The sequence below is a fragment of the Gemmatimonadaceae bacterium genome (genome assembly GCA_036003045.1).
GTDB lineage: Bacteria > Gemmatimonadota > Gemmatimonadetes > Gemmatimonadales > Gemmatimonadaceae > JAQBQB01.
On the sequence record DASYSS010000040.1, the window covers coordinates 12,692 to 35,530 of the forward strand.

At 65.4% G+C, this 22,839-nt stretch carries 25 protein-coding genes and 1 riboswitch; of the genes, 11 read left to right on the top strand and 14 right to left on the bottom strand.

Annotation, left to right across the window (positions count from 1 at the left end; translation table 11 throughout):
* Positions 1 to 12 precede the first annotated feature (12 nt).
* The 6 genes from VGQ44_09840 to VGQ44_09865 form a co-directional block, all read right to left on the bottom strand.
* The gene (locus tag VGQ44_09840; GenBank protein HEV8447113.1) at positions 13 to 633 is read right to left on the bottom strand and encodes a YdeI/OmpD-associated family protein; all 621 of its coding nucleotides are present in this window, start codon (positions 631 to 633) and stop codon (positions 13 to 15) included.
* Positions 634 to 1,380, bottom strand: coding sequence for a PEP-CTERM sorting domain-containing protein (locus VGQ44_09845; GenBank protein HEV8447114.1), 747 nt, complete (start codon positions 1,378 to 1,380; stop codon positions 634 to 636). It lies immediately after the preceding gene.
* A gap of 117 nt (positions 1,381 to 1,497) precedes the next feature.
* Positions 1,498 to 2,475, bottom strand: a complete 978-nt coding sequence (locus tag VGQ44_09850) for a c-type cytochrome (protein HEV8447115.1) — start codon at positions 2,473 to 2,475, stop codon at positions 1,498 to 1,500.
* Between the two features lie 91 nt (positions 2,476 to 2,566).
* The gene (locus VGQ44_09855) at positions 2,567 to 3,199 is read right to left on the bottom strand and encodes a DinB family protein (protein ID HEV8447116.1); all 633 of its coding nucleotides are present in this window, start codon (positions 3,197 to 3,199) and stop codon (positions 2,567 to 2,569) included.
* Positions 3,200 to 3,281: 82 nt separating this feature from the next.
* Positions 3,282 to 4,043 (bottom strand): polysaccharide deacetylase family protein, encoded by a 762-nt coding sequence (locus VGQ44_09860; GenBank protein ID HEV8447117.1) that lies wholly within the window; start codon positions 4,041 to 4,043, stop codon positions 3,282 to 3,284.
* A complete protein-coding gene (locus tag VGQ44_09865) occupies positions 4,040 to 5,779 on the bottom strand; it encodes a L,D-transpeptidase family protein (GenBank protein ID HEV8447118.1) in 1,740 nt (579 codons plus the stop codon). Before VGQ44_09865 ends, VGQ44_09860 begins: the two co-directional genes overlap by 4 nt.
* A gap of 126 nt (positions 5,780 to 5,905) precedes the next feature.
* Here VGQ44_09865 and VGQ44_09870 point away from each other — a divergent pair, with 126 nt between their 5' ends.
* Positions 5,906 to 6,346, top strand: a complete 441-nt coding sequence (locus VGQ44_09870) for a CBS domain-containing protein (protein HEV8447119.1) — start codon at positions 5,906 to 5,908, stop codon at positions 6,344 to 6,346.
* A 95-nt stretch (positions 6,347 to 6,441) separates the two neighbouring features.
* On the opposite strand, the gene VGQ44_09875 is transcribed toward VGQ44_09870, so the two are convergent.
* The 3 genes from VGQ44_09875 to VGQ44_09885 all read right to left on the bottom strand — a co-directional run bounded on the left by VGQ44_09875 (position 6,442) and on the right by VGQ44_09885 (position 11,371).
* Positions 6,442 to 7,320: a hypothetical protein gene (locus tag VGQ44_09875; protein ID HEV8447120.1), complete on the bottom strand. Its 879-nt coding sequence runs from the start codon at positions 7,318 to 7,320 to the stop codon at positions 6,442 to 6,444.
* 170 nt (positions 7,321 to 7,490) lie between these two features.
* A complete protein-coding gene (locus tag VGQ44_09880) occupies positions 7,491 to 10,466 on the bottom strand; it encodes a prolyl oligopeptidase family serine peptidase (GenBank protein ID HEV8447121.1) in 2,976 nt (991 codons plus the stop codon).
* 89 nt (positions 10,467 to 10,555) lie between these two features.
* On the bottom strand, positions 10,556 to 11,371 hold the full coding sequence (locus VGQ44_09885) for a glutaminyl-peptide cyclotransferase (GenBank protein ID HEV8447122.1): 816 nt from the start codon (positions 11,369 to 11,371) through the stop codon (positions 10,556 to 10,558).
* A 139-nt stretch (positions 11,372 to 11,510) separates the two neighbouring features.
* On the opposite strand from VGQ44_09885, the gene VGQ44_09890 reads away from it, so the two are divergent.
* The 3 genes from VGQ44_09890 (at position 11,511) to VGQ44_09900 (ending at position 12,983) form a co-directional block, all read left to right on the top strand.
* Entirely contained in the window at positions 11,511 to 12,071 is a 561-nt protein-coding gene (locus VGQ44_09890; protein ID HEV8447123.1) for a CBS domain-containing protein, read from the top strand.
* A gap of 24 nt (positions 12,072 to 12,095) precedes the next feature.
* A riboswitch (Fluoride riboswitch) is annotated at positions 12,096 to 12,159 on the top strand.
* Positions 12,160 to 12,180: 21 nt separating this feature from the next.
* Complete coding sequence (gene crcB, locus VGQ44_09895) at positions 12,181 to 12,609, top strand: fluoride efflux transporter CrcB (GenBank protein ID HEV8447124.1); 429 nt, start codon at positions 12,181 to 12,183, stop codon at positions 12,607 to 12,609.
* Entirely contained in the window at positions 12,606 to 12,983 is a 378-nt protein-coding gene (locus VGQ44_09900) for a DUF190 domain-containing protein (protein HEV8447125.1), read from the top strand. The genes crcB and VGQ44_09900 overlap by 4 nt, the downstream gene beginning before the upstream one ends.
* A 105-nt stretch (positions 12,984 to 13,088) precedes the next feature.
* On the opposite strand, the gene rpiB is transcribed toward VGQ44_09900, so the two are convergent.
* Positions 13,089 to 13,547 (bottom strand): ribose 5-phosphate isomerase B, encoded by a 459-nt coding sequence (gene rpiB, locus VGQ44_09905; protein ID HEV8447126.1) that lies wholly within the window; start codon positions 13,545 to 13,547, stop codon positions 13,089 to 13,091.
* Positions 13,544 to 14,476, bottom strand: coding sequence for a serine hydrolase (locus tag VGQ44_09910; protein HEV8447127.1), 933 nt, complete (start codon positions 14,474 to 14,476; stop codon positions 13,544 to 13,546). The genes rpiB and VGQ44_09910 overlap by 4 nt, the downstream gene beginning before the upstream one ends.
* 129 nt (positions 14,477 to 14,605) lie before the next feature.
* Here VGQ44_09910 and VGQ44_09915 point away from each other — a divergent pair, with 129 nt between their 5' ends.
* Both VGQ44_09915 and VGQ44_09920 read left to right on the top strand, forming a co-directional pair.
* Positions 14,606 to 15,061: a hypothetical protein gene (locus tag VGQ44_09915; protein HEV8447128.1), complete on the top strand. Its 456-nt coding sequence runs from the start codon at positions 14,606 to 14,608 to the stop codon at positions 15,059 to 15,061.
* A gap of 151 nt (positions 15,062 to 15,212) precedes the next feature.
* Positions 15,213 to 16,748, top strand: coding sequence for a transglycosylase SLT domain-containing protein (locus VGQ44_09920; GenBank protein HEV8447129.1), 1,536 nt, complete (start codon positions 15,213 to 15,215; stop codon positions 16,746 to 16,748).
* A 166-nt stretch (positions 16,749 to 16,914) separates the two neighbouring features.
* Here the strand turns inward: VGQ44_09920 and VGQ44_09925 are convergent, their stop codons facing one another.
* The 3 genes from VGQ44_09925 to VGQ44_09935 form a co-directional block, all read right to left on the bottom strand.
* A complete protein-coding gene (locus tag VGQ44_09925; GenBank protein ID HEV8447130.1) occupies positions 16,915 to 17,502 on the bottom strand; it encodes a transglycosylase SLT domain-containing protein in 588 nt (195 codons plus the stop codon).
* 180 nt (positions 17,503 to 17,682) lie between these two features.
* Positions 17,683 to 18,183 carry a cyclic pyranopterin monophosphate synthase MoaC gene (gene moaC, locus VGQ44_09930; GenBank protein HEV8447131.1) on the bottom strand — a complete coding sequence of 167 codons (501 nt, stop codon included), beginning with the start codon at positions 18,181 to 18,183 and terminating at the stop codon, positions 17,683 to 17,685.
* On the bottom strand, positions 18,180 to 19,301 hold the full coding sequence (locus VGQ44_09935; protein HEV8447132.1) for a hypothetical protein: 1,122 nt from the start codon (positions 19,299 to 19,301) through the stop codon (positions 18,180 to 18,182). The genes moaC and VGQ44_09935 overlap by 4 nt, the downstream gene beginning before the upstream one ends.
* Positions 19,302 to 19,371: 70 nt before the next feature.
* On the opposite strand from VGQ44_09935, the gene VGQ44_09940 reads away from it, so the two are divergent.
* The 5 genes from VGQ44_09940 (at position 19,372) to VGQ44_09960 (ending at position 22,834) form a co-directional block, all read left to right on the top strand.
* Complete coding sequence (locus VGQ44_09940; GenBank protein HEV8447133.1) at positions 19,372 to 20,562, top strand: P1 family peptidase; 1,191 nt, start codon at positions 19,372 to 19,374, stop codon at positions 20,560 to 20,562.
* A 54-nt stretch (positions 20,563 to 20,616) separates the two neighbouring features.
* The gene (locus VGQ44_09945) at positions 20,617 to 20,835 is read left to right on the top strand and encodes a hypothetical protein (GenBank protein ID HEV8447134.1); all 219 of its coding nucleotides are present in this window, start codon (positions 20,617 to 20,619) and stop codon (positions 20,833 to 20,835) included.
* Positions 20,836 to 21,050: 215 nt separating this feature from the next.
* Positions 21,051 to 21,662 carry a hypothetical protein gene (locus tag VGQ44_09950; protein ID HEV8447135.1) on the top strand — a complete coding sequence of 204 codons (612 nt, stop codon included), beginning with the start codon at positions 21,051 to 21,053 and terminating at the stop codon, positions 21,660 to 21,662.
* A complete protein-coding gene (locus VGQ44_09955) occupies positions 21,655 to 22,056 on the top strand; it encodes a transcriptional regulator (protein HEV8447136.1) in 402 nt (133 codons plus the stop codon). The genes VGQ44_09950 and VGQ44_09955 overlap by 8 nt, the downstream gene beginning before the upstream one ends.
* Before the next feature lie 34 nt (positions 22,057 to 22,090).
* Positions 22,091 to 22,834: a di-trans,poly-cis-decaprenylcistransferase gene (locus tag VGQ44_09960; protein ID HEV8447137.1), complete on the top strand. Its 744-nt coding sequence runs from the start codon at positions 22,091 to 22,093 to the stop codon at positions 22,832 to 22,834.
* Positions 22,835 to 22,839: the final 5 nt, after the last annotated feature.

The window sequence follows — 22,839 nt, forward strand, 5'->3', positions numbered from 1 at the left end:
CGAGCGTCGACTTCACTTTGCTTTGGCTGGCCGCCTCTCGGGCACGATCGTTTCGCCGCGCGCGAGCATCGACACCAAATCGGCGATCTTCTTCGCGCGTCCCGCCGGCGTCTTCATGTTGTTCGTGCGGAACGCGAGCGCGAAAAGATTCATGCGGCCGAGCGTCTTCAGCGTCTTCAGCGCGCGCGGGTTCGCGTCGATCGCCGCTCGAAGATCCGCGGGCAGATTGTCGGCGTTCGCGCTCCGCATCGGCGCGTAAGCGGCGTCCCATCGCCCATCGGCCTTTGCGGCGTCCACCTGCTTCTGCCCGTGCGGCGTCATTCGCCCGGCCGCGGTGAGCCGTGCGATGTGGTCGCGGTTCACCTGGCTCCAGATGCTCTTCGGCCGCCGCGGCGTAAAGCGTTGTAGAAACGATTTTTCATTGAGCGGCTTTCGGATCGCGTCGATCCAGCCCCAGCACAGCGCGACGTCGAGCGCCTGCGCGTGCGTCACCGTGGGAAGTCCGGAATCCTTTTTGTGGATCTTGATCCAGATCTCGGTCTCGCGAGCATGGTTCGCGCGGAGCCACGTCTCGAATGCCTCGGCGTCGCGAAACGCCTTGATCTTTTTCGCGTTTGGTTTGACCGGTGCCATCTAGGCGAGTGATCGTCGACGCCGGCGACGCCGCTCGAATCCGCCAATCACGAGCAGTCCTCCGCCCACGAGCGCGAACGTCGTCGGCTCGGGCGTGACTTGCACGCAGTCCACGCCGAACGTGCACGAGAACGACCCTGCCTGATCAGCGAAGCCGGTGATGCTCACCGTCGTGTTGTTGGTGAAGCTCACCAGCGGCATGAGGAACGAATACTGGATCGCGCCGTCGCCGCAGGTCGAGAAGTATCCCGGATACGAAGGATTCGCGGCGAGCGGCGAACAGCCGGCGATGGGATACGCGCCGTCGCCGAATTGATTCTCGCGGTCGAAGCTGGCGGTGCCGGTCGACGACGTGAACCAGAGCCAGGAACCGGCCAGTATCCCGGTCGGAACGCCGTGATCTTGCGCGGTGCCCAGGAATGTCGGGGTGGGTGCGACGAAAGCATGCGCGTTGATCGGGCTGCCGTCGGCGGCCAAATTCGCGAGCGCGACGCTCTCGAGGCCCCACGCGCCCAAGCCGAGCGTACCCTCGAGATTTTGGAGCGTGATGGTCGCCTGGGTGATCGGCGTTCCGAAGGGCGTGACGGTGACGAACGAGACGCTGATGTTCATGCACGCCTTGAACGAGCCGGTCGTGCAGTAGTCGATCCAGCTGAGTGTCTCGGCGTCACCGCGGTGGGCGACTCCGGCGATCAGGGCGAGCAGGCCCGCGGCGTGGCGCGCGCGGCGGATCAGGGCGGATGACACGTGATTCCCTGGGTGAGACGGGCGATCAGGTGGCTCCGTGCGACATCGCATGGCGGCCGGTCAAACGAACATAGCGTTTCGCCGGTGAGGCGCAAGCCGAACCGCCGACGGCGATCGTCAGCTTTTTTTCCCCTCGGTCACCATGACCGGGCCGTTGTCACGCTTCACCGCCGGCACGCTTTTTAGATAACGATAAATCGACCGCAGGTCGTCTTCGCTGAGTTTCGCGAACGCCTGCCAGGGCATCGGCGATCCAGGAATGACCCGGCCCTGCCGAAAGCGCGCCACGAACTGGTCTTCGGTCCAGAGGCCGAGCCGGCCGGTCTCTTTGTCGCTCGTGATGTTGGGCGGCGACCACGAATGAGTCGGATCGTCGGCTTCCTGAAAGCCCTTCGTTCCGCCGAACTTGGGTCCGGTGAGTGCGCCGGTCACCCGGCTGCGCTCCGTGTGACACGCCCAGCAGAGGGCAACCGATTCGACGAGATATTTTCCCGTTTCAACTGAAGCGCCGCGCGGAGCGACCGCGGGCGGCGTCGACGACGGGCCCACCGGACGCGACATCGCGGTCGCCTTCACGACCTTGCCCATCACGTTGAAGTAGTGCGGCGGGACGACGTTGTGCACCGGCGCCTGCGTCCGCAGATACGACACCACCGCGACGAGATCGTCGTCCGACAGTCCCTGCATCTCCATGAACGGCAACAGCGCTCGGCCGTCGTGGCCGACGCCGTATCGCAGCGCTCGGGCGATCGCGCTGTCGCCGACGCCGCCCAACCCGGTCTCCGCGTCAGGCGTGAGATTGCGCGGATAGAACTTGCCGGGCGGGATGTCGAACACGAACCCGCCGATCAACGGTGTGTCGGCACCGCTCTTGTACGCCGCTCGCTGCGCCGGGTCGCCGTGACACGCCGCGCACCCTGCGGCGACTCGCACGATGTAGCGGCCGCGGTCGATGACCGCCGAGTCCTTGGACGCGACGACTTTCGGGTACGGCGCGTCGAACGTGAGATGCTGTCTCGAGCCGACGTACAATGCACCGCCGACGACAACAACGAGCAGCACACTGCCGAGCACGAGGAGGATCTTCCGAATCATGGGGACTCTCGGGAGGGGTAGGCGGGAGCAACACCCTCAAGTTGTCGAGTCCGCTACGAATACGGAATGGGCTTTCTCCTCCCAACGCAGCCTAGAACCCCGGTGACGCTTTGACTTGACGCGCCTGCCACAGGTGCCGCCGCGCATGAGCGATCTCGAACGCCAGGCTCTGGCCGAGCCGCATCGAGAACATCGGAATGGGAAGGGGAACTCTCGCGGCCGCGAGGTCGAGTCCCTTCGCCGCGACGAGCGCCCGCGCGAGTCGCTCGTGCACGGCAATGAACTCGGCGAGCAGCGCGTCGCGATCGTGACGCTCGGTCGGCACGACCTTCTTGCCGGTCTTGTACTTCTTCTGCACGGGCGGCTCGACGCCTTTGCTGATCATCGTGCCCATCTTGCCGGCGATGCCGCGATAGACGTACGGGCCGTCGGAGCGTCGTCCGCGCTCGTGCAGTTGCGCGATGGCCGCCTCCTGTCCGTTCGCCGCGATCGTTCCGGTGAGCACGAGATGCTTGAGGCATTGCGCGACGGACCATTGGCCCGGTGACGGCTTCCAATTGAACTGCGCGTCCGAGAGGCCGGCGACGATCGACTTGGCATCCTCGATCACCGCGGCGAGACACCCCGGCAGGACGTCGAGATCGCCGGCGTAGGTCGGCGGAACACAGCTCGAGCCGGAGATCGGGTTGTATACGCGGGGCGACGTGGTCGCGGCGGCAGTCATCGTGAGCTCCGGGGCAAGAGCAGGCCTACACACTGTGCTCGACGCTAGAAGGTTGAAGCCGGCTCTGGGCTCCGCAAGATCCCTACGGACCGAGCGCTCGCTCGAACAGTTGCATGTTGTCCGTCGCCAACACGCTGTGCAGCGCGAAGAGGCTCGAAGACGAATTCCATTCTCCGCCGGACAGCGCGCGCGCCGCTTGGAACCCCGCCGAGCGGACCGCGGCGGCGACGCGGTCATCCCAGATGCCGTACGGATACGCGAAAATGTCCGGGGCGACCCCGATCTCGCGCTGAATGTCGGCGCGGCTCCCCGCGACCTCGCTCGCCAGCGATACGGTCGGCAGCGTCAGCTTGGGATGGGTGCGTGAGTGGGCGGCGATGGTCATGCCCGCCGCCTGCAGCTCCATGATCTGCGGCCACGTCATGTAGCCCCGATCGACGCCGATCGGCTGCGAGAAAATGAAGAACGTCGCCGTGAAATGGAGCTGCCGCAAAACAGGAAGCGCGATGGAGTACTGCGTCTCCCAGCCGTCGTCGAACGTGATCACGACCGACCGCGGCGGAACGGCGGTGCCGTGCTGGAGCGCGTCCACCAACGACGGGAACGAGATGACCTGATAGCCGTGGTTGGCCAGGTAGCTCATCTGCGTTCTGAAAACGGTGGTGTCTACGTCGAGCTCGCGCTGTTCGCCGTCCTGGCCGGCGCGATGTTTGGCGATCGAGTGATAGACGAGGATTGGGACGCGAATCGAATCGGCGTGGACCGGCGTCACGGCTCGGGCGTGGACGCCCGGCGAAAGGGTCATCCATCCAACTACCAGCAGCCAGAACCACGGGAAGGTCATTCGTTCACGAGTTTTCTCAACTTGTCGATGTTCTGAGCAGCTTCCGGGCTCGCAAGCGATCCAGATGCGATTTGCTGCACAAGTTTATCATCGCGTCCGTAGAGATCGTTGCCGAAATAGAGGTCGCCGTCGCGCATGTAGGTCGTCAGGTACGTGATGTAGACGGGCAGCCTCGACGGAACGCGCACCGAGCGGTTGTTGTCGCCGTGTTCGTATTCCGTCACTCGGTCGAGCGGCCAGCCGAGCACCCAGCTCGCCAGATCCTCGGGTTTCTCGAGACGGATGCAGCCGTGGCTGAACGCGCGCACGTCCTTGTCGAAGAGCTGGCCTTCCGGCGTCCCGTGCAAATAGATGTTGAAGTCATTGGGGAAGAGGAATTTCACGAGGCCGAGAGAATTCTTGTCCCCCGGGCGCTGCCGAATGCGCGTCTCGCCGCCGTCCTTGTAGTACTCCATGTCGTTCCGCTCGAGGTAGCCGGGGTCGGCGGCGATCTTCGGCTCGATCTCGTTTTTCTGGATGTTCGGCGTGATCTGCCAGTATGGACGAAAGACCACCGTCTGCATCGTGTCCGCGAACACCGGCGTCTGCTTTCCCTCGTACTCCTCGCCGACGATGACCTTCATCTCGAGCACCTTCTGGCCGCTGTCGTACGCCTGTAGGCGGAACGCCGGGACGTTCACGATGATGTAGCGCTGTCCCGGATCGCGCGGCAGCCACCGCAGCCGTTCGAGATTGGCCGCGATCTGAGCGAGTCGGTACTGCGCGGTCACGTTGAGCGACTGAACGGTCGAATCGCCGAGGATGCTGTCGACGACGATGCCGTGGTGCGCCTGAAAGTCGGCGACGGCGCCGGCGAGCGCGCGATCGTACACGGTCGCGGCGGCGCGCGTGGTCGAGTCGGAGCTGTCGGGTCCGAATCCTTCCGCCGCGAGACGGGCGCGGAGTGCGCCGAGCCTCGCCGCCGAGTCGTGCTCGCCTCGCTTCAAGAGCTTCCCGCTCGGCACCGTCGGCCAGCCGCCCTTCGTCACGATGCCGCGGAATCGATCCAGCGACTGCTGCAGCGCCGCGTAGTCGTCGTACTGCGGGCGCATGCGCGCGATGCCTTCGTCGAGCTTCGCCGTGCGCAGGCTTCGCGCAACCGCGCTGTCGACGCGCTCGGCGCGTCCGCTGCCGTCGATGTGCCAGTTCTGCGAAAGCTGCTTCGGGTCCGTCTGGCCGCCGAGCAAGTCTTCGGCGAGCGCGACGTACGTCGCCGTGAGCAGAACGTCCGCGTCGGCGAGCTGATCGGCCGTCGGTGTCTTCGCGTCTCGCACAGCGCCCATCGCCTGTACGAGCTCCGGAAGCGGATAAGCGTCGAGCCGCAGCGCGTCGTCGTTCGCGTTCACGATCGCGCGCAAAAGCGCGTTCGTGCGCGGCTTGTTCGGACCTTCGGCTTCCATCCACAACGGGGCGCCGTTGTACGAGTTGTACAGGCGTTGAACGTGGAGCCAGCGGTCAGCGGCGATTTCGGTCGGGCGCGTGCCGTGCAGCCGGCGCTGAATCGCTTGACGAATATCGTCCGCTGAGACGCCCGCGATGCTGACGGTCTGCGCCGGCGACCAGCCTTTGCTGACCTCTCCTTGCTGGGAGGCGCCATCGCCGTCGCGTCCGCATGCTACTGCCACGGCGAGGACGGCGATCGTCGCTACGCTCGAGCTCGTCCACCGCGCCCGTCTCTTGATCTCATTGCAACTCATCACACACAGCCGTAAGGCGAAATGCGGGCCAGTGGATGAGGCCCGCTGGTAGCGGCCCCCAATCCATTTCGTGAATTGGCGGGTATGTTGGAAATAGGGACCCATTTCGTCGAAGGGGAGGATACGATGCACGTGCACGACTTGCTCGAGCGAAAGCCTGTCAACTTGATCACCGTCGGACCGGATGCGCATCTCGGCGCGGCGGTTCGGCTGCTCGTGACCCACCACATCGGCGCGCTGCCGGTCGTGGACGCGAGCGGCACACTGGTGGGAATCGTCGACGAGCGGGACGTCGTGCGAGCCACGCACGAACGCTTCTACTCGTTCGATCGTCTGCGCGTCCGCGACGTGATGCACACCGCGCCGACGTGCGACGAAGAGGACACGATCGAAGAGGCGATGCTGCGCATAACGCTCGAGCGGCAGCGCCATCTGTTGGTCACCTCGGGGGGCACCGTGCGCGGCGTGATCTCGCTCGGCGACCTGGTGAAAGCCAGGCTCCAACAGGTCGAGACGGAAGCGGGCGTGCTACGCGACTACGTCGCGGCACAGCGGGCGAGTCGTTGACCGCGACGAACGTCGCGCCGTGATCGCCCGGTCCTGACCGCGCGCGCGGCGGGATACTGCGCCCGCCGGCACGCGCGGCCGAATGGATCAGCTTCTCAGAAGCGAATGGAAACCTCGCCTCCCAAGCGAGGCGCCTGGTTTCCTGCGCCCAGGTCCAGCGTAGGAGCCAGTGCCACAATCGTGTTCCGAGTCGTGGTTTCACGCTCGAGTCGATTGTGGTTGTGCAGCGCGAGCCCCGACACGGCGAGCCCCGTGGCGCCGATGGTCGTGGCCATCGTTCCAAAGCGGCGCGGGAAATCGGTGCTGTGCAGCAACGCGACGCCGGCCGCGAGGGTGACGCCGCTCGAGGCCAGCCCCCAGATCGTGGTCTTTTTGCTTTGCCCGTTCCGGTTCGCCGTCGCGTTGGCCAGTGTCGTGGACAGCGACGTGAACGAGCCGAGCGACGCCCCCAAGCCGACGGCGAACGTTCCCGCCATCTGCGCCGGGCTCACCGACTGGGCGTACACGACCTGAATGCGCGCCGCTTCGGCGAGCGTCAATCCGTTGTCGTCGAGCCACGCGCGGAAAGCCGTGTCGCTCGCCAGCTCGGCGACTCGGACGTTGTTGTCGAGACGCACGACACGATCGACGATGTCTTGTCGCCCGGTGAAGGCGAGCAGATCACCGACCGCGCACAGCGCTCCGGTCTCGCGATCCTTGAAGTACGGCACGAGCCGACCGGGGAAATCGTAGTTGTGCGGATACGCGCCGCGGTTGCGGTAGTCCGCCAACTCTTCGATCAGGCGCGCTCGCCGAGCGAGCCGTGCGTCGCCGGCGCCGGCGAGGTGATTCGTTCGCAGCTCGACGAGCACGCTGTCGAGGTGGCGCCGAACGTGGTCGCCCGCGGGGTCGTGCGACGTGCGGCCGGAACGAGCCGCCGTGACGACCGCAACGACCGGGAACACCGTGACCGCGATCCAACGAGACAGGCGCATGCAATCCTCTTGGTTGAGTGGTGTCCAACAACACTCAAGAGAACATTCACAGGTGGATTTTGGAAGGTCCGCGCTCGGCTCGCGGGCTGCGCGGCCGAGGCCGCTTGCCGAAAAAAACGCCGGGGCGCCTCGGCGGGCGCCCCGGCGAAACGGCTTTCGGCGAAACGTCTCTATCGAATCGGGCTGCCTTTCTTCACCTGCGGCAGGCCGTCGGCCATCCACTGCGGCATCGGCTGGCCCATCAGGTAGTGATCGAAGAACTGCTTCATGCGAATCGCGAAGTCCTTTTGGTCGTCGCGATCGGTGAGGTTGTGCGGCTGGCCCGGGTAGGTCAGGAAGATGACCTGCTTTCCCGCGGTGCGCGCGGCGTTGAAGAACTGCAAACCCTCCACGTAGTCGACGGCACCGTCGTCGCCGCCCTGCAGAATCATGAACGGCGTCTTGATGTTCTTCACGTGGAAGATGGGCGACTGCTCCTCGAACATCTTCGTGTTCGTGTACGGATCGACGCCCTCGCCCATGCGCACCTGGCCGACCGTCGTGATGCCTTGCTGTACGGTGCCGGTGCTCTTGTACAGCTCACTATAGAAGCTGGTGAGGTTGGTCGGCGGCGCGCCGGTGACTACGGCGGCGAAGAGGTCCGTCTGGGTCACGATGAACGACGATTGGTATCCGCCCCAACTGTGGCCGTGGAGCCCGATGTGTTTCGGATCGGCGTAGCCGAGCTCGATCACCTTCTTCACACCGCTCGTCACGCAGTCCACCGCCGACGTGCCGGGTTTTCCAATCTCGTAGACGACGTCCGGTTGGAAGACCGCGTAGCCGCTGCTCGCGTAGATCGAGATCTGCGGGCTGTCGGCGTAGCCGGGCGTCGGGAAGTTGTGATGCGTGTTCGACATGATCTCGTAGAACTCGACGAGCATCGGATACTTCTTGCCCGGCTCGTAGCCGGCGGGCAGTGTGAGCGTACCCTGCAGCTGGTGGCCGAGGCGATCCTTGTAGTCGATCAGCACCTTCTTGCTCGCCCACGCGAATTCCGAGAGGAACGGATTCGCGTCGGTGACCTTCTTCGGCGACGCGAACGCGGTGTTCGTCATCCAATAGTCGGGGAACTCGTTGAAATCCTGCTCGGTGAACACGACGCGGTCGGCGTTGGACGCCTTGATCGCGCCGCCGACGTTCTTGTCCTCCCAGATGAGCGGCTTGGGAGCTTGCCCAGGCGTCACCTGCCAGTAGCCGAACTTCTTGGTGCGGTCGCCGTACGCGCTCAGCGTGACCGGTTGCGAGAGGTCGACGCCGTCGCTGTCGGCCGCGGCACCAGCGCCGCCCCGTCCACCGCCGCCGCCGCGGCCGCCGCCCGCTCCGAACCGCACGACGCGGAACTGAATCCCCTGCGCCTTGCCCACGCCCTGTGTGATGTTCGTCGCTTTGCTGCCGTCGAGCGGCGCGCTCCACACGTCGTACTTGTCGTACAGCAACACGGACTTGCCGTCCTTCGCCCAGCCGCCGAGCCCCCAGATCGGCTTCTCGTACGCATGATCGTCGTCCTCGTTCACGAACGACTTGTTCGCGACCTGCGAGGCATCGAGCGTCACCGACGAACCGTCGGCCAGGTTGAACGCGCGTAGCTGCTTGTTCTTGAGGTAGAGATACCACTTCGAGTCGGGCGAACTCCCATACTCGCGCGACAGCGACTTGTCGATCAACGTCCGTGCGCCCGTGGCGACGTCCACCTTGTAGACGTCGGCGCGGCTGCCACCCCACGCGACCTCACCGCGGTACGCCGAGTCGTTGCGCGCGATGGCGACGTTGGAGTTCGCGGCCGGCGTGACGTTCCGCGTGTTGTCGTCGCCCAGCTTCACGAGCTTGTTGCTCGAGAGAAGCACGACCGCCGGGAGCGTGGCCCGACGCAGTTGTTGAAGCTGGACGATCTGCACCGACTGCGGCGTCTGGTCCTTCCAGTGCCAGATGTCCACGTTCGCCTTGTTCGAATCGGCGGCGGCCACTTCGGCTTCCTGTTCCTTCACGCCGACGAAAACGCGCGACCCATCCTTGCTCCATCGCGGCGCGCTGAATTCGCTGAGGACCATGCCCTTCGGGAACGACGCGTCCTTGGCCGGGTCGTAGGTGATCGCCTTCGACTCGGCCGTGGAGACGCCCTGCCAGGCGAGGAGAACGTTCTCCCTCTGTTTCATGCCGCGCGGCTTGTCTCCGCGCAGCACGGTGAGGTTGTTGCCGCTCGGGCTCCAGGTGAGCTGGTCGTAGTCGGCTTGCGCGGTGTTGAGCGCGCGCGATTCACCGCTGGCGGGGTCGAGGAGGTAGATGCCGTTGCCGAGTTTCTCGGGCACGTCGAGCGTGTACGCGAGGAGGCGGCCGGCGTCGTCGAACTCGAACTGGTTCACGTTGCCGATGTTTCGCACCACGCCCGACGTCATGTCGCGCACGATGAGGTCCGCGCCGATTGACACGAGCGCGGTGGCGCCCACCAGAACGGGAGCACGGTTGAGCTTGACCGCGAGCCAATGCGCATCGTTCGAGAATTTCCACGAGGCGGCGTTCGGGATCGCGATTTTTTCGCCGCTCGCGAGATTCAACAGCTCGAGGTGCGCGACTGTGGGTCCTTCCGGCGCGCCGGCTGTTGACGCCTGCTGTCCGCCGCGTCCGCGGCCCGCGCCGCCGCCAGCTCGGCTGGCACGCACTTCGGGCGTGATCATGTAGGCCGCCCACCGCGAGTCGCTACTGAACGACGGAGCGCCGCCGCCTCCACCGCCGCCGCGACCGCCGGGGGCGCCGCCGGCCCGTCCACCACCTGCGGCGCTGCCCACGGACGCCGTGTAGTCCTTCGCGCCGTCGAGCTCCTTCACGTGGAGGATCGTCTGTCCTCCCTCGTTCGGCGAATAGGTGAACGTCATCCACTTGCCGTCGGGAGAGAGCGCGGGCGACGTGATTCGATTCCACTGCGCGAAATCCTCGAGCCGCAGGACCTTCGGCTCCGGTTTTTTGGCCGACGCTCGGCTCGTCGCGCCCGCCGTCGATTCATTCCCCGACTGGCTGTATGCGACGAAGAAGGGGGCGGTCGAGAGCACGACCGCGAGTGAGGCGGCGCGAAGACTCGGAAGCGGCAAGGAGGGGACCGGGGCGCGCATGGATCGTTCTCCAGACGATGTGGACGGTGCCGACGAAGGTGGCACCGATGCGTGGAGTTTGGCGAGCCCACGGAGGGCCGCCGACCAGACTACGGGCGTGCGGCCGAACGCGCTGAGTCGAGCCGGACCTCGAAAAGCGTCGGCCAGAACTTGCCCGTCAGGAGCAGGTGCGTTCCATCCGGCGCGAGCGCGATGCCGTTCATGACCTCGGCCTTCGGCGACCGGTCGCGATAGAGGTCGGCGAAGTCGAGCAACTCTCGAACATTGCCCGTGTTCGGGTCGATTCGTAGGACCCAGTCGGTCTGATAGACGTTCGCCAACACGTCACCGCGATCGTACTCCAACTCGTTCAGCTGCTTGAGCGGCTCGCCCCTGTACTTGACGTGAACGACCCGCTCGGTCTTGAACGTCTCCGGCGAGATGACCCGCAGCGAGTCCGACCCGTCGCTCATGATGAGCGACCTGCCGTCGGTCGTGAGCCCCCAGCCCTGACCCTCGTAGTGGAAGGAGTCGCCGGGAGCGAGTGTGGCTGGATCGTAGGTGTACGCGACACCCGATTCCCACGTGAGCTGGTAGAGGCGCCCATGAAGCAGCGCGAGTCCTTCGCCGAATCGGTTCGCGGCAAGCGGGCGCGACGCGAGCACGCGACCGGTGCGCAAATCGACGCGGCGCACGTCCGAATGACCGTACAGGCCCGTGCTCTCGAACAGCACGCTGTCTGCCCAGAAAAGACCCTGCGTGTACGCGGTCGGATCGTGCGGGAACGTGGCCGTGACGCTGAACGCGTTGTTTCCTCCGCGATTGCCCCTCTCACAGGAGATTGCCGTCATCAGCAACACGGCGGCGACGAGTGCTTTCATTCCCATTCGGACGAAGTTGATCAACGTGAATGCCGAGTCCGCCATTCGGCACAATGAATGCACCTTAGACCCTCGAATCAACGCGTTGCGTCACGCGGCACGCGCGGTGCGCTCGCCATAGCCACCGAGACCGTCGAAACCGAGCCGAGCATCAGGAGGGGTGATGTTGCGACTGAGAGATATCATGACCACGAATGTGGTGACCGTCAGCCCCGAGATGTCGATTCGCGAGGCGATGGAGCTCTTTGGCAAACAGCACGTGAGCGGCGCACCAGTGGTGAGCGGCGGCAAGTTGGCCGGCGTCGTCACCGGGGGCGACCTCATGACATTCGCCAGCGCATTGCCGGGCGTCCCGACCGAGCGTGAACTGGCGGACGCCTCGAACGCGTACGACGAAGAGAATTCGGTCGAACGCGACGCGGAAGACGAGGCGGAGCCCGCGGCGGCGTACTTCGCCGAGCTGTGGGACGACGCCGGCGTCGACGCCGCAGAACGTGCCGCGACGGTCGACACGCCGGAGTGGAATTTCCTCGAAGAACACGACGTGAGCGAGGTGATGACGCGCGCGCCGCTCGCCACGCTGCCGCCCGACGCCGAGGTGTCGACGGCCGCGGAGATGATGAAGAAGCGGAAGGTGCATCGCGTGCTGGTCACCGAGGGCGAGTCGCTGGTCGGAATCGTGACGGCCATGGACATCACGAAAGCCGCCGCCGATCAGCGACTGGACGGTCACCCGAAGCGTTGACAAGCGCCGCGCGAATCGCCTAGCCTTCGCGGCGGCGATGGAGCTCGCCCTTAACCGCCGCAGCTCGGCTGATAGCTCCTACTGACCCGTTGTCCGTAGGAGCCTCCTCATGAGGATCGATTGGCGACTCATCGCCGCCGTCGCGGTCGGCGGCGCGTTAGGCAGCGTCGTGCGATATCTCGTCGGCGCGTTCATCCAGGGGCGAGTCGCGACGCCGTTCCCCGTCGGAACGTTCGCCGTGAATATCAGCGGCTCGCTTCTGCTCGGATTCTTGATGCGGCTCGGACTCGAGACCACGGCGTTGGGTCCGGAGATGCGGTTCTTTCTCACGACGGGATTCTGCGGCGGCTACACGACGTTCTCGACGTTCAGCTACGAGACGTTCCGCCTGTTCGAGGACGGCGAATACGGGACCGCCGGATTCTACGTCGCATCCAGCGTCGTTCTCGCGCTGCTCGGCTGCGCGATCGGAATGAGCGTCGCGGGACGAGTGATCTCGATCGGCCGGGCCGGCCTCTCGGGAGGAATCGACACATGACCGCCAACGAGAACGCTCCAATGCACGGGCTCAAAGGTCAGCGCGTGCTCATGCGCATCCACGTCGGCGAGCGGGAAAAGTTCGAGGGTAACCCGACGTACGAGCGGATCGTTCGTCTACTGCGCGACCGGCGGCTCGCCGGCGCGACGGTCTTTCGCGGAATCATGTCGTTCGGCGCGACGGCGCACGTGCACACCGTGAAATTCCTCGAGCTGTCCGGCGACTTGCCGATCGTCATCGAGTGCGTGGACTCGGCGGAAAAAATCGACGCCGTGCTCCCCGAGCTCGACGCGATGATCGGCGGCGGATTGATCACGCTCGAGAGGGTGGACGTGATCGTGTACCGCGCCGGAGGGGAACGCTCCGCAGGGTGAGGTTCGGTTTCGCGATCCAGCCAGTACCGGTGGGCTAGAAAATTTCAACGCAGATGCCGAGAAACAAACAACAATCCCGCAGGCGATGATCTCGGCCGACGCGCCTCAGCGCGACATCGATTCCTTCTCGATGTCCGCAATCTTCTGGAGTCGCCGGCGGTGGCGCTCGGCGCCGGAGAACTCGGCGCGCAGGAACGCGCCCACGAGCTCGGCGGCGAGCGACGGGCCGATGACGCGAGCGCCGAGGGCGAGGACGTTCATCGAGTCGTCTTCCACGCCCTGGTGCGCGGAGAAGGTGTCGTGGCAGAGGGCGGAGCGAATTCCGGCGAACTTGTTGGCGGCGACCGCCGCACCCACGCCGCTGCCGCAGACGATCACGCCACGCTCGGCCTTTCCCGAGAGGATCGCGCGCGCGACGGCGGCGGCGAAGTCGGGGTAATCGTCGCCGGGCGTCAGCTGAAACGCGCCGCAATCGAGCACCTCGTGTCCGGCGTCTCGAATCGCGTCCGCGACACCCTGCTTGAGGGCGTATCCGGCGTGGTCGCAGCCCAGGGCGACGATCATGGCAGTGTCCCATTCCGGGAGGGAGACGCGTCGGACACGGCGTGCGTCCAGACGAGGCGAGAGATATCGGCGATCAAGGCCCGCGCGACTTTCTCGTCGGGAATGTCCCGCGTGAGAACGACCAGCACGTACGGTTTGCGATTCGGCGGGTAGATGACCGCCGCGTCGTGCAGCACGCCGGTGATCCAGCCGGTCTTGTGGGCCACTTTCGTACCGGGTGGAAGCCCGGCGGGAATCTCCTCGTTGAATTCCTGGCGAGAGAGGATGTCCCGCATCGCGTCGCAGCTCGCGCGCGAGGCGGCGCGCCCGGTCTCGATCGCCTCGAGCAGAACCGCGAGGTCGCGAGCCGTGGTCGTGTTGTTCATTCCGGCGCGGAACGCCGGCGTATCCTCGACGCCGCGGAGAACCTTGATGTTCGCCGCGCCGAGTCGGTGCGCCGTGGTGTTCGCGTTCTTGGCGCCGGCCAGCTCGATGAGCGCGTTCGTCGCGAGGTTGCTCGACCGCGTGATCATGTGGTCGATCAGGTCGCGGAGCGGGACGCGGGTCCCTACAAGACTGTAAGCCAGGCTGTCGGAATCGTCGGACGCGTTCAGCGAATAGGGCGAGCCGTCGGCGATCGATACAAAATGATTCACCAGCGGAACGCCCTGGTCGAGCTTGAGAGTGCCCGCGTCCACCTGCCGGAACAGCTCGATCATCACGGGCACCTTCATGGTGCTGGCGGCGTGAAAGCTTTCGTCCGCACGGAGATAGAGGTTGTCGCCGGTCGCCAAGTCGTGAAAGGCGACCGCGACGGTCGCTCCGGGGACCTGAGCAATACGCCGGTCGATGTCGGCCGAGAGCGTTTTCGACTGCGCAAATGCGGAGGGCGCGAGGCCGAAAACAGTGAGCGAGACGGCCAATCGTGCCGATACTGAAAATTGTATCACGACGTGTATCGCGGTTCGTGATTGGAGTTACAACACCCGTGTTGCCGGGTGCCGAAATCACTCGTTTTAACAGAGGGGCGAGGGTGCTCCCTGGTCAAGCTTTCGCGTAGCCTACCCTGTTGCAATCGCATGGATCAGGATCAAGAGCGCCCCGAACAAGACAGCTCGATCTTCTCCCTCGGCCTGCGTCGCGAACGGCTGCGTTTTGCGCATTTCAGCTTCACGCGCACCCCGTCCGGCCAATGCAATTCCGAGGTCTCGCTGGAGTGGGACGGCGAGATGTTCGTCGGTCGAGCCCTGGGTCAATCGAGCCCGCTTGGTGATTTCCGAGTCGCGGCCGAGGCCGCGCTCAACGCCCTGATGTCATTCGGCAAGGGCGCGCTGCATTTCGAGCTGCTCGGCATCAAACAGATGCGAGCCTTCGACGAAAACCTCATCATCGTATCGATCTCGATGCGTCAGGATGGCAAGCTGACGCGTCTCGTCGGTTGCTATCTGGTGGACGCGGACACGCGCCGCGGCGCGGCTCTGGCTGTTCTGAATGCAACTAACCGCGTCCTCGGAAACTTCATCGCGGCGCAATAAGTCGTTGGTCCCAGCGGGCTGGTATCCGGTCCGCGTTGTAGTATGTTGGCCTGTCAGCCCCCCCCCCCGAAAACTCCATCGCCGCCTCGAGCGGCGATTGTGTTTCGAGCGGCGAGTTGATGTCTCACGACGAACGGAGTGAATCGGCCTGATGCGCTTGCGAAACGTGGTGCTTCTCGGTGGAGCGATGGCCGCGGCGGCCGCCTGCGCGGGTTCTCGCGCGGGCAACGCGGTGGGATCGCCCCGGCCTAGCCCCGCGGCCGCAACGCGACCCACGACGACGGTCTCTACGGGTGACGTGGCGAAGCTCGCGGGCGGAGCGTCGCGTGACTCGACGCCAAAAGCCCGGGCGGCCGGCGATTCGATTCGAATGGCCGACACGGTGCCAGTGACGAAGACCGACGTCGATCGCAGCGTGACGGGCCTGTTCGGTGATTCCGCCGTGCACCCGGTGGCCGCCGTCGATTCGGCGGTCGAACCGGCGTGGGACATCGAGGTGCACGCGTACGAGGCGAGGACGCGAGTCGGCCGGTACGTGCGGTTGTTCTCAGGCTCGGCGAAGGACCACATCCAGGTGCAGCTCGAGCGAGGCACGCGCTACGAGTCGATGATTCGGACCAAGATGCGCGCGGGCGGCCTGCCGGAGGACATGTACTATCTCGGGCTCGTCGAGAGCGGCTGGGATCCGAACGCGTACTCGAAGGCGGCAGCGGTCGGCATGTGGCAGTTCATGACGACGACCGCGCGCGACATGGGAATGCGGGTGGATTGGTGGGTGGACGAACGTCGCGATCCGGTTCGCTCGACCACGGCTGCCGTGCGATTCATCAAGGATCTCAAAGAGCAATTCGGGTCTCTTTACCTGGCCGCCGCGGCGTACGACGGCGGGCCGGGACGCATCGCGCGCGGACTGTCGCGCTACGCCGACGACTTCGAGGGCACCACAGGCGACGATCTCTTTTTCGCTCTCGCCGACAAGAACTATCTGCGTGCCGAGACGCGCGAGTACGTGCCGCAACTGATCGCCGCGGCACTGATCGGCAAGGAGCCGGAGCGCTATGGGCTCACCATTCACCCGCAGCCGGCCTTCGCGTACGACTCAGTCAGAGTGGGGCCGGCGACGCCGCTCGCGGCCATTGCCGCTGCCGCGTGCACGAACGTCGCGACGCTCAAGGATCTCAATCCGCAGATCCTGCGCGGAATGACGCCGCCGAAGGACTCCTTCCGCGTGCGCATTCCGCTCGGCGCGGCAGACAGCTTCGCGGTCGCGCTGGCGGCGCTCCCGGCCAGTATGCGCTCGGGCTACAAGATGGTGGAGTCGAAGAAAGGGCAGAGCATCGCTTCGATCGCGAACAAGAACGGGCTCCTCGGCCTGCAGCTCGCGATGTTCAACCCGAACCTGAAGCGGTTGAAGAGCGGCAATCTCGTCCCTGGCCAATCGGTGATGGTCCCGACGGCGGCCGTTGCGGCTGCGGCGACAAACGCGCCGGACCCGGCGATCGAGCACTACGGCACGTCGCGCGCGCGGGTGCTTCACGTCGTGAAGAAGGGCGAGACGCTCGCATCGCTAGCGGGCAAGTATCACACGACGACCTCGGCGCTCATGAAGATGAATGGCCTGAAGCGCCCCATCGTCTTCCCGGGCCAGTCGATCGTGGTCGGGACGCGAAAGGCGAAGAAGCGCTAGACAGGGGTGGACGGGTGGACGGGTGGACCGGTGGACCGGCAGCACGAACAGCGAGAACAAAGACGGGTGGACAGCTTGAAATCGCTGTCCACCCGTCCTCGTTTTGGTCTCACCGTTCTACCGGCCCACCGGTTTCAGGCCCTCACCGGTCTACCGGTCTACCGGCCTACTGAATAATCCCTTTTCCCTTGTAATCGCCGATCACCATCCGGTCGTACCCGTTCCCGGGGTTCACCCCGGCCCGAACGTCGCGCCAGACCGCGTCTTCGCCGCGATTGTAGGCCAGCAGGGCGAGGCGCACGTCGCCCTTGTACATGTCTAGCAGCGTGCGAAGGTAATGGAGCCCAATCTTCAGATTCAGTTCGGCCACGAACAGTTTGTCGCGCGTGGCCGTCTTGTCGAACTGCACGGCCGTGCTGGGCATCAGCTGCGTCAGACCGATCGCGCCGGTCTTGCTGACCGCCCGAGCATTGAACTCACTCTCGAGCCGAACCAGCCGGAATGCGAGCTCGGGGTCGATACCCTCGCGGAGCGAGGCGTCGAATACCTTGCCGGCCAGGCCGGCCGGGATCGCGTACTGGGTGGAATACTCAATGACCTTGTCCGCCCGCTCGATCTGGGCACGGAGCAGCGATAATTCGCCCTGAGTCGAGGTAAGCTCGGAGCGCAGCTTCCGAGAGTCCCCGAGCGAGAACATCGACGCTCGGCTCTCGGTCACCGCAGGCTCGGCGTTCGCCGTGGCCGCGCGATGCACGGTAATGGCCCCAAGACTCAGGACCACCGATCCAGCCAGAAACAGGTTCCTATGAACCCGCTTCCGCCGCCGCAACGCGTCACCGCGGTGGACGTACGTCCCACGTAGGTTGCGCATAAGTGTCGTGAAGGCAAGTGGTTAACTACAAACAGGCTCTACAGCTTTACCGCTGCCCGCACATTAGGTGGCAGAGCTCGTGCCATCAACTCTTGCGTATTCGCCACCGACTCCACCTGACTTTGAGGCCAACGATATATCGGAAATTTCCATGCCACGGTCCAAGCCTTTCGCCATATCGTAGACCGTTAAGAGAGCCACCGTGACCGATGTAAGGGCCTCCATTTCAGCCCCAGTTCGACCAGTCGTCGCCACCGATGCCTCGGCTCGTATGCCGGGAAGCGAGTCGTCCGGAACGAGCGAGACTTGGATGTCGTCGAGGCTGAGGGGATGGCACAGTGGGATCAGTTCGGCCGTCCGTTTCGCCGCCATCACGCCCGCCACGCGGGCCACGCCGAGGACATCTCCCTTCTTCACCTCGGCGTTGACGATCGCTTTGAGCGTCGCGGCGCGCATGCGGATCGAGCCCGTCGCTCGGGCCCGACGATGCGTCTCCGGTTTTCCCGAGACATCGACCATTCGCGCCGCGCCGGAGTCGTCGACGTGCGAGAGCTTGTCGTTCATCGGACGAGAGGCGCCAGGTCTCGAATCAGGGCCGCGGTCAGCAGCTGCGGGTTCACGTTCCCCGTGGCCAGTTCCTTGGTGCGCTCGACGATCGCGATCGCGTGCGCCGCGCCGCGAGCGCGCTTCTCTTCGCCGTTCGACGCGGCTGCCTGGGCACGGTCGTGGAGCAGAGAGGTGAGAGCGTCGAGCGTCTCGCTGAATTTGCCGCGCGCCCCGCTCGCGCCCTGGCTCAGCGCGACTCGCGCACGCCGCCCACGATCGGGAGACGATGCGGCGTCCAGGAATCGCGTCGCCTGGTCGATGGCGGTCGTCCAGGACTCCCGCTCGACGAGGCGCCCGGGCGCTCCCGCCGCCGCCTTGATCAACTCTGCGGACCTCGCGGGAAGGTCGAGCAGGGGCGCAATCCGCTTGTCTTCGACGAACGCCTTCATCTCCGCTTCCATGAGTGGAAGCGCACGCACGGCGATCACGCGCGACCGAACGGTCGGCAGAAGAGCGCCCGGCTCGCCCGAGGTCAGGATGATGGTCGTGTCGGAGAGCGGCTCCTCGAGCAGCTTGAGGAACGCGTTCGCGGCCTGATCCGATCCTTCCTGCGAGACCATTCGCTCGGCGTCGCCGATGACGAACACCTTTCGGCGAGCCATTGCCGGTTTGAGCGCCGCGGTCTGCACGATCGAGCGGATCGTCGCGACGAAGATGCCTTCGTCACCGCCCGGCGGTTCGTACAGGCCGCCGTTCCCCAGGCGCTCGGCAATCCCTTCGGCCATGTCCTCGCGAATGTCCGCGAGGTCGGGGTCGGACGATCCCTTGAGCCGAGGACGCGGGAAGTACCAGTGCAGATCGGGGTGCTGCAGCGACTCAGTGAGCTTGCACGCGCGACAAACGACAGCGTCGCTACGCGCTGGCTTTCCGAGACCTGACTCCCGAGCCAGAAAATCGTTCTCCGGGTCTTCACAGAGCAGTAGCCGGCCCAGCCACAGGGCGAGCTGCTGTTTGCCTACGCCGCTCGGACCTTCGATCAGCAGCGACGATGGAAGCTCGCCGCGAGATACGGCGCCGGCGAGCCGCGCGCGCAGCGCCGAATGGCCGTGGAGTGGGAGGAGGTGACGGGGGGGCACCCATGGCAAGATAGGACGAGGGCGAGGGTCGCTCAACGCTGACGGCATTCTCGGGGTTGCCCGCGCATGAATGCGGCGATACGGTCAGGCGTCATCATCCCTCACGATGCTGAACCACGCCATTTCGCTCTCGACGGTCCTCGCGATGACCGCACTCTCGACGCAAGCTCCCGCTCAAACCGCGCAGCGCGCCCGGGCGCGCGACCTCGGCGTGAAGCCCGGGGTGTTCGCGCCGGGACGGCTCAACGCCATCACCGACGTTGCCGGCGTGCGGGTTGGACAGACGACGGTCGTGCAGGGCGACAATGTTCGAACCGGCGTGACCGCCATTCTACCGCACCCCGGGAATGTGTTCACCGAGCGCGTGCCGGCGGCGCTCCACGTCGGAAACGGCTTTGGCAAGATCACTGGCGCGACGCAGCTGCACGAGCTTGGCGAGCTCGAGACGCCGCTCTTGCTCACGTGCACGTTGTGCGTGTGGAAGGCCGCGGACGCCATGGTCGACTGGATGCTCGCACAGCCGGGCATGGCGAACGTTCGCTCCATCAATCCCGTCGTCGCCGAGACGAACGACGGTACGCTCAACGACATCCGCTCGCGGCCGATCACGGCGGAGCAGGTGCGCGCGGCGCTCAGCTCGGCTTCCGCGGGGCCGGTTGCGGAGGGAAGCGTTGGCGCGGGAACGGGAACGGTGGCGTTCGGCTGGAAGGGAGGAATCGGCACGTCGTCGCGCGTGCTTCCTCAATCGCTCGGCGGTTGGACGCTCGGCGTGCTGGTGCAAACAAACTTCGGCGGCATCCTCCAAGTATTGGGCGCGCCGGTTGGGAAAGAGCTCGGGCAGTACGCGTTTCAGCGGGACGCGCAATCGCCCGGCGATCGCGGCGACGGATCATGCGTGATAGTCATCGCCACGGACGCGCCGCTCTCGGACCGTAACCTCGAGCGTGTCGCGGCGCGGGCGATCATGGGCTTGGCGCGAACGGGCTCGTCCGCGTCGAACGGATCCGGTGACTACGCGTTGGCGTTCTCGACGAACGAGAAGGTCCGCCGCGCGGTGAACGCGACTCGTCTCACGACCGAGGAGCTGGCGAACGAGCAGATGTCGGGCTTGTTCGAGGCAGCGGTCGAGGCCACGGAAGAAGCGATCTACAACTCACTGTTCGAGGCGACGACGACGACGGGGAACGGACACACGGTTCAGGCGATTCCGCTCGATCGCGTGCGCGAGGTGCTCGTCAAGTACAACGTCGCTCGTCGCTAGGCACACTTCGTGACGGACATTGCCGTCAGGGGGTGATTGCCAATGAGAGGTTTCATGGATGAACCCGACGATGCCGATCGCGAGGGTGGGGGAGGACGTGGCGATCACGACGTCGAGCGAGAACAACCGCCGCGAAATCGACGGTATACCGACCGTAAGCCCGGCGAGCCGGAAGAGAAAGGAGATCCGAATCGGCCGATGACCGACGACGAGCGAATCGACGAAGGGTCGGAGGAGAGCTTCCCGGCCAGTGATCCGCCGCGGCAGCCCTGAGAACGGGACGTTCGGGTCTCGGGAAACGGAGTTACCGGGGCACCGGGATACGGGGGAAAGTGTTTACCGGAACAACGGGGAGCCGGACCTGAAAAGGAACGTTGCCGAAACACCCCGTTCCGGTATCCCGGTCCCCGGTTTCCCATAGAGCCGGCGGCTCGCTTTACCTCACAAAGTACTTGCCAGAGTTCCCGCCGCGCAGTATCCTACGATCCATGACGCGCGTGACGCCGATCCGGCCAAGCCGCCCCGAACCGCCCGAGATGCAAGCGCGGGCGATGGACAACCTGCGCTACATCCGCGGGATGATGGAGCGCGCGGCGACGTTCACCGCGGTGTCGGGGTGGGGCCAGATCGTGATTGGCATCACGGCGATCTTCGCCGCGCTCGTCGCGGCGAACCGGTCGCCGTGGACTCGCGTGGCGACGTGGGTCGGCGAAGCGGGCATCGCCGCCGGATTGTCGGTCGCGTCGATGGCGCTCAAGTCGCACGCCAACAACGTGCCGCTCCTGTCCGGGCCGTTGAGAAAACTCATACTGAGCTTCTCTCCCGCGATGCTCGCGGGGGCCGTGCTGACGGCGGTATTCGTCACACAAGGTCAATACGCCCTGCTGCCAGGATCCTGGATGCTGCTCTACGGCGCGGCCGTCATCAGCGCGGGCACGTATTCCGTGAGCAGCGTTCCGGTCATGGGCGCGGCATTCATGCTGTGTGGCGCGACCGCGCTGGTCGCGCCGGAGTCGTGGACCACGCCGCTGATGATCACGTCGTTCGGCGGACTCCACATCGTGTTCGGTGCGTGGATCGCCAGGAGGCACGGTGGGTAAGCCGCAACCGCGACGTGGTGGAGGACGCGCGGAGCGCCCGGAACCCGCGGAGAAAAAGCCGCAGCTGGCCCCGGTGCGCGGCAAGGCGCCGGATCAGGGTCCGCTCGCGTTCGATCGGTTGATTCACGAGCGCCTGCGTCTCGGGATCGTGAGCGCGTTGGCGGTGAACGAGAGTCTGACGTTCAACGACCTCAAAAAGCTCAACCGCACGACGGATGGGAATCTGAGCGTCCACGCGCGCAAGCTCGAGGAAGCCAATTACATCACGTGCACGAAGTCGTTCGAGGGACGGGTGCCGCGCACGCGGTATTCGATCACCCCCGTTGGACGCCGTGCCCTCGAGCGGTACCTCGACCACATGGAAGCCTTAATCCGGCTAACGCGCGACCGGTAAACGTCCGAGACTTTCAATCGTCTCCCACTCAGACATGAAGCGACCGAGCGCTGGTCCGGCCGGACTCCCCGAGGAATGCAAGGGGATCCACGTCGGCATCATCATGGACGGCAACGGCCGATGGGCCGGGGCGCGCGGGATGCCGCGCACGGCGGGGCACCGCGCCGGAGTTCGCGTGGCTCGCGACATCGTCGAAGCGGCGGCGCGGGCCGGCGTGGGCACGCTGACGCTCTATGCGTTCTCGTCGGACAATTGGCGCCGTCCGGCATCCGAGGTGTCGACGCTGATGCGGCTGCTCCGCCGGTCGTTGGCGGTCGAGTCGAAGCGGTGCATCGACAACGGCATTCGTCTCACGATCGTTGGCCGCCGTGACCGGCTTCTGCCGCCGCTCGTGGCGGCGATCGAGGACGCCGAGCGGGCGACGGCGCGCGGCGCGAATCTGCATCTTCGCATCGCCATCGACTATTCCGCCCGCGAGTCGATCATGCGCGCGGCCACGCGCGCCAACGGGCAGCAATTGAGCGCCGCGCAGTTCGACCGGCTGCTTGCCGAAGTCAATCACGACACGGTGCAAGCCGGCGACGTGGACTTACTGATTCGTACGGGAGGAGAGCAACGCCTGAGCGATTTCATGCTCTGGGAATGCGCGTACGCGGAACTCTACTTCACCGACCGTATGTGGCCCGAGTTCACCGAGAGCGAGTTGCACCACGCGCTCCACGAATTCGCGGGCCGTGAGCGGCGATTCGGCGGCGTTCCGGCACAAGCGGCAAGCTGACACGA